The sequence below is a fragment of the Nocardioides sp. P4_G10 genome (genome assembly GCF_056401175.1).
Genome location: NZ_JBFUJV010000008.1, coordinates 153,186 through 160,269 on the forward strand (window position 1 = coordinate 153,186; position 7,084 = coordinate 160,269).

At 72.1% G+C, this 7,084-nt stretch carries 10 protein-coding genes; all 10 read left to right on the top strand.

All coding sequences use genetic code 11. From position 1 onward, the window contains the following. The first annotated feature begins 27 nt into the window (after window positions 1-27). The gene (locus AC1DP1_RS11345; protein ID WP_477506945.1) at window positions 28-813 is read left to right on the top strand and encodes a flagellin N-terminal helical domain-containing protein; all 786 of its coding nucleotides are present in this window, start codon (window positions 28-30) and stop codon (window positions 811-813) included. Between the two features lie 106 nt (window positions 814-919). Next, window positions 920-2,248 (top strand): flagellar filament capping protein FliD, encoded by a 1,329-nt coding sequence (gene fliD, locus AC1DP1_RS11350; RefSeq protein WP_477506946.1) that lies wholly within the window; start codon window positions 920-922, stop codon window positions 2,246-2,248. A gap of 13 nt (window positions 2,249-2,261) precedes the next feature. Beyond that, the gene (fliS, locus tag AC1DP1_RS11355) at window positions 2,262-2,642 is read left to right on the top strand and encodes a flagellar export chaperone FliS (protein ID WP_477506947.1); all 381 of its coding nucleotides are present in this window, start codon (window positions 2,262-2,264) and stop codon (window positions 2,640-2,642) included. Beyond that, window positions 2,639-2,995, top strand: coding sequence for a hypothetical protein (locus AC1DP1_RS11360; RefSeq protein ID WP_477506948.1), 357 nt, complete (start codon window positions 2,639-2,641; stop codon window positions 2,993-2,995). The genes fliS and AC1DP1_RS11360 overlap by 4 nt, the downstream gene beginning before the upstream one ends. Before the next feature lie 205 nt (window positions 2,996-3,200). Then, entirely contained in the window at window positions 3,201-3,560 is a 360-nt protein-coding gene (locus AC1DP1_RS11365; RefSeq protein WP_477506949.1) for a flagellar basal body rod protein FlgB, read from the top strand. Beyond that, the gene (locus tag AC1DP1_RS11370; RefSeq protein ID WP_477506950.1) at window positions 3,560-3,952 is read left to right on the top strand and encodes a flagellar basal body rod protein FlgC; all 393 of its coding nucleotides are present in this window, start codon (window positions 3,560-3,562) and stop codon (window positions 3,950-3,952) included. The genes AC1DP1_RS11365 and AC1DP1_RS11370 overlap by 1 nt, the downstream gene beginning before the upstream one ends. Beyond that, window positions 3,952-4,269 (top strand): flagellar hook-basal body complex protein FliE, encoded by a 318-nt coding sequence (gene fliE / locus AC1DP1_RS11375; RefSeq protein WP_477506951.1) that lies wholly within the window; start codon window positions 3,952-3,954, stop codon window positions 4,267-4,269. Before AC1DP1_RS11370 ends, fliE begins: the two co-directional genes overlap by 1 nt. Continuing rightward, window positions 4,266-5,855, top strand: a complete 1,590-nt coding sequence (gene fliF / locus AC1DP1_RS11380) for a flagellar basal-body MS-ring/collar protein FliF (protein ID WP_477506952.1) — start codon at window positions 4,266-4,268, stop codon at window positions 5,853-5,855. The genes fliE and fliF overlap by 4 nt, the downstream gene beginning before the upstream one ends. After that, window positions 5,855-6,865 carry a flagellar motor switch protein FliG gene (gene fliG / locus AC1DP1_RS11385; RefSeq protein ID WP_477506953.1) on the top strand — a complete coding sequence of 337 codons (1,011 nt, stop codon included), beginning with the start codon at window positions 5,855-5,857 and terminating at the stop codon, window positions 6,863-6,865. Before fliF ends, fliG begins: the two co-directional genes overlap by 1 nt. Further along, on the top strand, window positions 6,849-7,084 hold a 236-nt coding region (locus AC1DP1_RS11390), incomplete at its 3' end, for a hypothetical protein (protein WP_477506954.1). The genes fliG and AC1DP1_RS11390, both read left to right, overlap by 17 nt.

The following is a 7,084-nucleotide window of genomic DNA, read 5'->3' on the forward strand; positions in this document are numbered from 1 at the left end:
GATCCAAAACCACGGAAGGAATCCATCATGAGTCTTCGTATCAACCAGAACATCGACGCCGCCAACTCGTACCGCAACCTGTCGGTCACGCAGGGCCAGATGTCGAAGTCGCTCGAGAAGCTGTCCTCCGGCTTCCGCATCAACCGCGCCGCGGACGACGCGTCCGGCCTGGCCATCTCCGAGGGCCTGCGTTCGCAGGTGGGTGGCCTCAAGGTGGGCGCCCGCAACGCCCAGGACGGCATCTCGGTCGCCCAGACCGCGGAAGGCGCCCTGACCGAGGTCCACTCCATGCTGCAGCGCATGAACGACCTCTCCGTGCAGTACGCCAACGGCACGCAGAACACGGACTCGCAGGCCGCCCTCACGTCCGAGTTCGACGCGCTCCAGACGGAGATCACCCGGATCACCGACAACGCGAAGTTCAATGGCGTTGAGCTGTTCGCGGGCAACGCGCTGAGCTTCCAGGTCGGCTCGGACAGTGCGGACACCATCGACGTCTCGGCGACCGCCCTCGCGGCCATCGACACCTCGGCGGCAGTGATCACCGACAGCAACACGGTGCAGACGGCGATCACGGGCATCTCGACGCAGCGGGCCGAGCTCGGTGCGGTGCAGAACCGGTTCGAGCACACCATCGCTTCGGTGAACGTCGCGATCGAGAACCTGTCGGCCTCGGAGTCGCGCATCCGCGACACCGACATGGCGCAGGAGATGATGAGCTTCACCCGCTCGCAGATCCTGTCCCAGGCCGGCACGGCGATGCTGGCGCAGGCCAACCAGGCCTCGCAGGGCGTGCTGTCCCTCCTCCGCTGATCGGCTGAGGGAGCTCTCACCCACCTGATGCCGGGCGGGTCGCGGCCGTCGCGACCCGTCCGGCACCACCGGCCCCACCGGGGTCGACCGACGAGAGGGGACGGCCATGGCATCGGCCAGCATCAGCGGGCTCGGCAGCGGCCTGGACACCGCCTCGATCATCGACCAGTTCATGCAGCTCGAGGCAGCCCCGCAGACGCGGCTCAAGTCGCGCGTGGCCTCCGAGAAGTCGGTCGTCTCCCTCCTCCAGGCGCTCAACACCAAGGTCGCCGCCCTGGCGACGAGGGCGGCCGACCTGGCCAAGCCGGGCGGCCTCACCGCCATCACGGCCACCAGCTCGGACACCAAGGTCGCCGTCACCGCCACCGGCGCGGCGGGGCCGGGTGGCTTCTCGGTGCGGGTCGACCAGACCGCCGCCAGCCACCGGCTCGAGCTCGCGAACGCCGTCGGGCTGGCCACCCCCGGCTCGGTGCCGACCGCCCTGCGGCTGGACCGGCTCGACGGCTCCGCCCCGGTGGACGTCACCAGCGACGGCACGCTCGCCGGGCTCGTCAACGCGATCAACGACCCCGCCAGTGCCACCGGCCTGCGAGCCACCGCAGTCAAGGTCGGCACCGACCAGTACCGCCTGGTCGTGGAGTCCGCGACCAGCGGCGCAGCCGGCGACTTCACGCTCACCTCCGCCGACGGCTCCGAGCTGCTGGGCGGGGCTACCGTCCGCGCCGGTCGCGACGCCAAGGTCACGATCGGCGACACCGTCGTCGCCACCTCGGCCACCAACACCTTCGCCGACCTCGTGCCGGGCGTGAGCATCACGCTCGCGGCCGACGCCCCAGCCGGCACCACCTCGCAGGTCGCGATGACCCGGGACCCTGCCACGGCGTCGGCGGCGCTCAAGGGCCTCGTCGACGCGGTCAACTCGGCACTCGCGGACATCGACACCCAGACCCGGACGGGCACGGGCACCAAGGGCCCGCTGGCCGGCGACAGCACCCTGCTCTCCGTGCGGGGTCAGCTCCTGTCGTCGGTGTTCGCCGGCGACGGCAGCAGCCTCGCCGACCTCGGCCTCCAGACCGACCGCTACGGCAAGCTCGTCCTCGACGAGGCGACGTTCAAGAAGGCGTACGCCGCCGACCCCGCCGCCGTCCAGGCCCGGCTCACCGCGCCGGACACGGGCTTCGTCTCCCGCGTCGGCGAGGTGGCGAAGGCCGCCAGCGACCGGGTCGACGGCACGCTCACCACCGCCATCACCGGCCGCAACGACGCGATCAGCCGTCTCGACGACGGCATCGAGGCGTGGGACCTCCGGCTCGAGGTGCGACGGACCGCGCTCACCCGGCAGTTCACCGCCCTCGAGACCGCGCTCAACCAGATGAACAGCCAGTCCTCGTGGCTGGCCGGTCAACTCTCCTCACTCACGACCTCGGGAAGCTAAGGACAGCACCCTCATGGCCTACCCCACCCCCACCGCCTACCTGCAGGCGTCCGTCGAGACCGCCAGCCCTGCCCGGCTGCTCGTCATGCTCTACGACCGGCTCGCCCTGGACTGCCGGCGCGCGGTCGCCGCCCAGGAGTCGGGCGACCACGCCGCGGCCCGCATCCAGCTGCTCCACGCGCAGGACATCGTCGCCGAGCTGCAGTCCTCGCTGCGCCCCGGCGCCTGGGACGGCGGCCACGCCCTCAACGGCCTCTACTCCCACCTCCTCGTCCAGCTCGTGCGGGCCAACGTCGACCACGACGTCACCAAGACCCTGCACTGCCTCGACCTCGTCGACGGTCTGGCCGACGCCTGGCGCCAGGCGGCCCTTCAGACCGCGGCAACGGCGTGATCGGCCGGGTGCCCGAGGACGGCGAGGAGCTGTTCCGCGCGTGGGAGCGGGCGCTCGACGCGCTCGAGCGCGACGTGCTGCGGGCCGAGCACCTCGTCGCCGACCCCGCTGGGGCGGTGGCCCTGGGTGCCGAGCTGCCGAGCGGCTGGCTGCCGACCGGGTTGGACGGGACCATCCCGGCCACCCTGGTCGAGCGAGCCGGCGGCCTGCTCCGGCGCCAGGAGCTCGTCGGCGAGAAGCTGGCAGGCGCGCTCGACCGCGCTCGCGCCGAGCTCGCCCGGGTACGACGGACCGCACCCGCCGCACCCGTCGCACGTGCGGCAGGGCCGGCGTACCTCGACATCTCCGCCTGAGCCCGACCGGACACCGCCCGGGTGGTGCGGCATGGCCCACTCGGGTGGTGGGCGCCGGGACCAAGGTCCCGACCTGGGGTCCGCGGGCGAAGAAGTTCCGCCGGTTTCCTCAGCGAGGCAGGTGTCGAGCCGATGCGGGAGGTGAGCACGGAAGGCTCACCCCCCGCCGACGGACCGGCACCCGACTTCTCCTGCAGGAGCACCCGTGTCCCTCGGCATGCCCGACGCCGTCTCGTCCGTGCTCGCCTCGGCCCTCGACGGCCTCGCGACGCGGCAGAGCGTGATCGCCGACAACATCGCCAACGTCGACACCCCGGGCTTCCGTGCCACGAGCGTGGACTTCGAGGCGTCCCTGACGGCCGCCCTGCAGCGCGGTGAGATGTCCGCCGCCGGGGTGACCCCCACGACCCGCCCGACCAACGCCCCTGTCGGCGAGGACGGCAACAACGTGGACCTGCGCCAGGAGTCGCTCGCCGCGGTGCAGTCGCAGTTCCAGTACCAGGTGATGACGCGGGCCGTGTCGGACCGCGCCTCGCTCATGTCCATCGCGGCCGGGGCGATGTGATGGGTGCCTTCGACATGTTGCGCATCGCCAACAGCAGCCTGGGCATGCACCAGACGTGGCTCGACGCGCTCGCCCACAACATCGCCAACGCCTCGACCGTGCGCGCGACCAGCGAGAACGCCTTCCAGGAGCAGATGGTCGTCGCCACCGCACGGCCCGACGGCGGGGTGGACGTCAGCGGCATCGAGCTCGGCGACGCCGAGGGCATCCTCCAGCACGCTCCCGACCACCCGCTGGCCGACGCGGACGGCATGGTCCGTGCCCCCGGCATGGACATGTCGGTGCAGATGACCTCCCTGGTGCAGGCCCAGCGCGGCTTCCAGGCCTCGGTCCAGGTCACCCGCACGGCCCAGGACACCTACACCGCCGCACTCCAGATCGGACAGCGCTGATGAGCATCGGTGGCATCGAGGCCATCAGCGGGTTCACCCCGCTCGCCGCACCCGTGGTCGCGTCGCCGTCGGCCGCGTCCGCCCCGACGGGCGGCGTCGACTTCGGCAACATGGTCCTCGACGGGCTCGAGCGGCTCGAGGGCGTCCAGGACACCGCCGACACCCTGGCGGTGCGCGCTGCGTCCGGAACGCTGCCCAACATCCATGACTACACGCTGGCCGCGACCGAGGCGGAGGTCACGACCAAGCTGACCGTCGCCGTGCGCAACAAGGCCATCGAGTCGTTCACCGAGATCATGCGGATGCAGGTCGGATGAGGACCGGGATCACCCGAGCGCTGGACCGCTACCGCCGCTCCTTCACGCTCTTCAGCCCCGGCCAGAAGGTCGTGGCGATCGTCGGCACGGGGGCCCTGCTGCTCGCCGCTGTCATGGTCTTCCGCTGGGCGTCGGCCCCGTCGTACGCGCCGCTCTTCTCGAACCTGTCCGCCGAGGACGCCTCGGCCGTCGTCGAGCAGCTCGAGGCGGACGGCGTCGCGTACGAGATCGGCGGAGGCGGCGGCACCATCTCCGTGCCCCGCGACCAGGTCTACGCCACCCGCATCGCGCTGTCCGGCGAGGGGATCCCCGCCGGCAGCACCGACACCGGCTACGCACTGCTCGACGGCCAGGACATCTCCACGTCGCAGTTCAAGGAGCAGACCGACTTCAAGCGGGCGATGGAGGGCGAGCTCGCCGCCACGATCGAGGCGATCGACGGCGTGACCACCGCGGTGGTGCACCTCGCCCTGCCGCCCAAGCAGGTCTTCGCGGAGGAGCAGGACCCGGCCACCGCGTCCGTCCTGGTCGACACCGGCGGCAACGCGCTCGCACCCGACCAGGTGCAGGCCGTCGTGCACCTCGTCGCCTCCAGCATCGACGGGCTCGACCCCGCCAAGGTCACCGTCGCCGACGCGACGGGCCGGGTGCTCTCCGACAGCGGTGACTCCGCGAGCGGCCTCAGCAGCGGCCGCAACCGCCAGGTGCAGGACTACCAGGACCAGCTCGGCGCCAAGGCGCAGTCAATGCTCGACCGCGTCTTCGGACCGGGCAACTCCTCGGTCCAGGTCACCGCTGTGCTCGACTTCGACAAGGTCGTCAGGGAGACGACCACCTACGGCCGCTCGAGGAACGCTCCCACCCTCTCGGAGTCGGTGCAGAACGAGACCTACTCCGGCTCGGGAGCACCCGGCGGCGCGAGCGGCGTCGTCGGACCAGACACCCAGCTCGAGACCGGTGCCGCCGACGGCGACGGGAGCTACAACAACTCCTCCACCGTCCGCGAGAACGGGATCGACAAGGTCGTCGAGCAGTCGGAGACGGCGCCGGGGTCGGTCGAGTCGCTGCACGCGGCCGTCGTGATCGACACCAACTCCCAGGTGGCGGTGGATGCCAGCCAGATCGACGCGCTCGTGTCGTCGGCGATCGGGATCGTCCCGGAGCGGGGCGACACGATCGAGACGTCCAGCGTCCCGTTCGACACCACGGCCAAGGACGCCAACGCCGCGGCGCTCGAGCAGGCCCGAGCAGCCGAGGCCCTCGCGAAGCGCAATGCGTGGCTCCGCAACGGCGCCCTCGGCGGCGGCGTGCTCCTGCTGGTCGGCCTCGCCTGGATGCGTGCACGGCGGCGGGCCCAGGCGCGCGAGGACGCCACGACGTACGTCGTCGAGCAGCTCCGTCAGGAGCAGGTGGCCCGCGCGGCCCTGCAGACCACGCCCAGCCCGGCCGACGCGCCCACGGCGCTGGCGCTGGCGCCCGTCGTCGAGCCGGTGGACGGGATGCGCGACGAGCTCGTCGCCCTCGTCGAGCGGCAGCCCGACGAGGTGGCCTCGCTGCTGCGCGGCTGGCTCGTGGAGCGTCCCTGATGAGCGTCATGACCGGGCACGGCGCCCGCAAGGCCGCAATCGTCCTGGTGCGCCTCGGCAAGGAGCGTGCCGCGCAGGTCCTCACCCACATGAGCGAGGAGGAGGTGGAGGCGGTCTCCGCCGAGATCGCCCAGCTCGCCGCGGTCGAGCCGAGCGAGACCCAGTCGGTCATGGGGGAGTTCTCCGACCTGCTGGCCGCCCGCCAGCACCTGCTGCAGGGCGGGATGGACCTCGCCCGCGACCTGCTCCAGCGCTCGCTGGGCGACGACCGCGCGGAGGAGGCCGTGCAGCGGCTCCACGCCCGCGCCGTCCAGCTGCCGTTCCAGTTCCTGGGACGCGCCGACCCCACTCAGCTGCGCTCCTTCATCCGGGAGGAGCACCCGCAGGTCATCGCGATCGTGCTCGCCCACATGACCGCCGAGAAGGCCTCCCTGGTGCTGTCCGGGCTCTCCTCGCACCTGCAGGCCGAGGTCGCGCACCGCATCGCCACGATGGACCGCGCCAACCCCGCCGCCGTGCGGGTCGTGGAGACGGTGCTGGAGCGTCGGCTCTCCTCGGTGCTGCAGCCCAGCACCACCTCGCGTGTCGGCGGCGTCGGGCCGCTGGTCGACATCATCAACCGCGCCGACCGCTCGACCGAGCGCCAGATCGTCGAGGGGCTGGAGTCCCTGGACGCCGGCCTCGCCGAGGAGGTGCGCGGCCGGATGTTCGTCTTCGAGGACGTCGTCGGGCTGTCGGACCGGGACGTGCAGCAGGTGCTGCGCCAGGTCGACACCGGCAGCCTCGCGCTCGCGCTCAAGGGCGTCTCGGCGCAGGTGCGCGACAAGATCACCCGCAACCTCTCCGAGCGAGCGGCGGAGAACGTGCTGGAGGAGATCGAGATCCTCGGACCGGTGCGGATCGCGCAGGTCGAGGAGGCCCAGCAGGCGGTCATCGCCACCATCCGCACGATGGAGGAGCGCGGCGAGGTCGTCGTGAGGCGGGGAGGCGACGATGAGTTCGTCGACTGACACCCGGCCGGCGCCGGTGCCGGAGGACGGCGTGCTGCCCTCGGTCTCGCTGCTGCGGATGCCGGAGCTGCGCTCGGTCGAGACCACGCGCGAGGCCGCGCAGGCCCAGGGCTATGCCGTGGGTTGGGCGCAGGGCCGCCGCGAGGCCGAGGCCTCGGCCCGGGCGGCGGCCGAGGAGCTCGCCACCGCCCACGCGGAGCGCGAGTCCCGCCGCCAGGC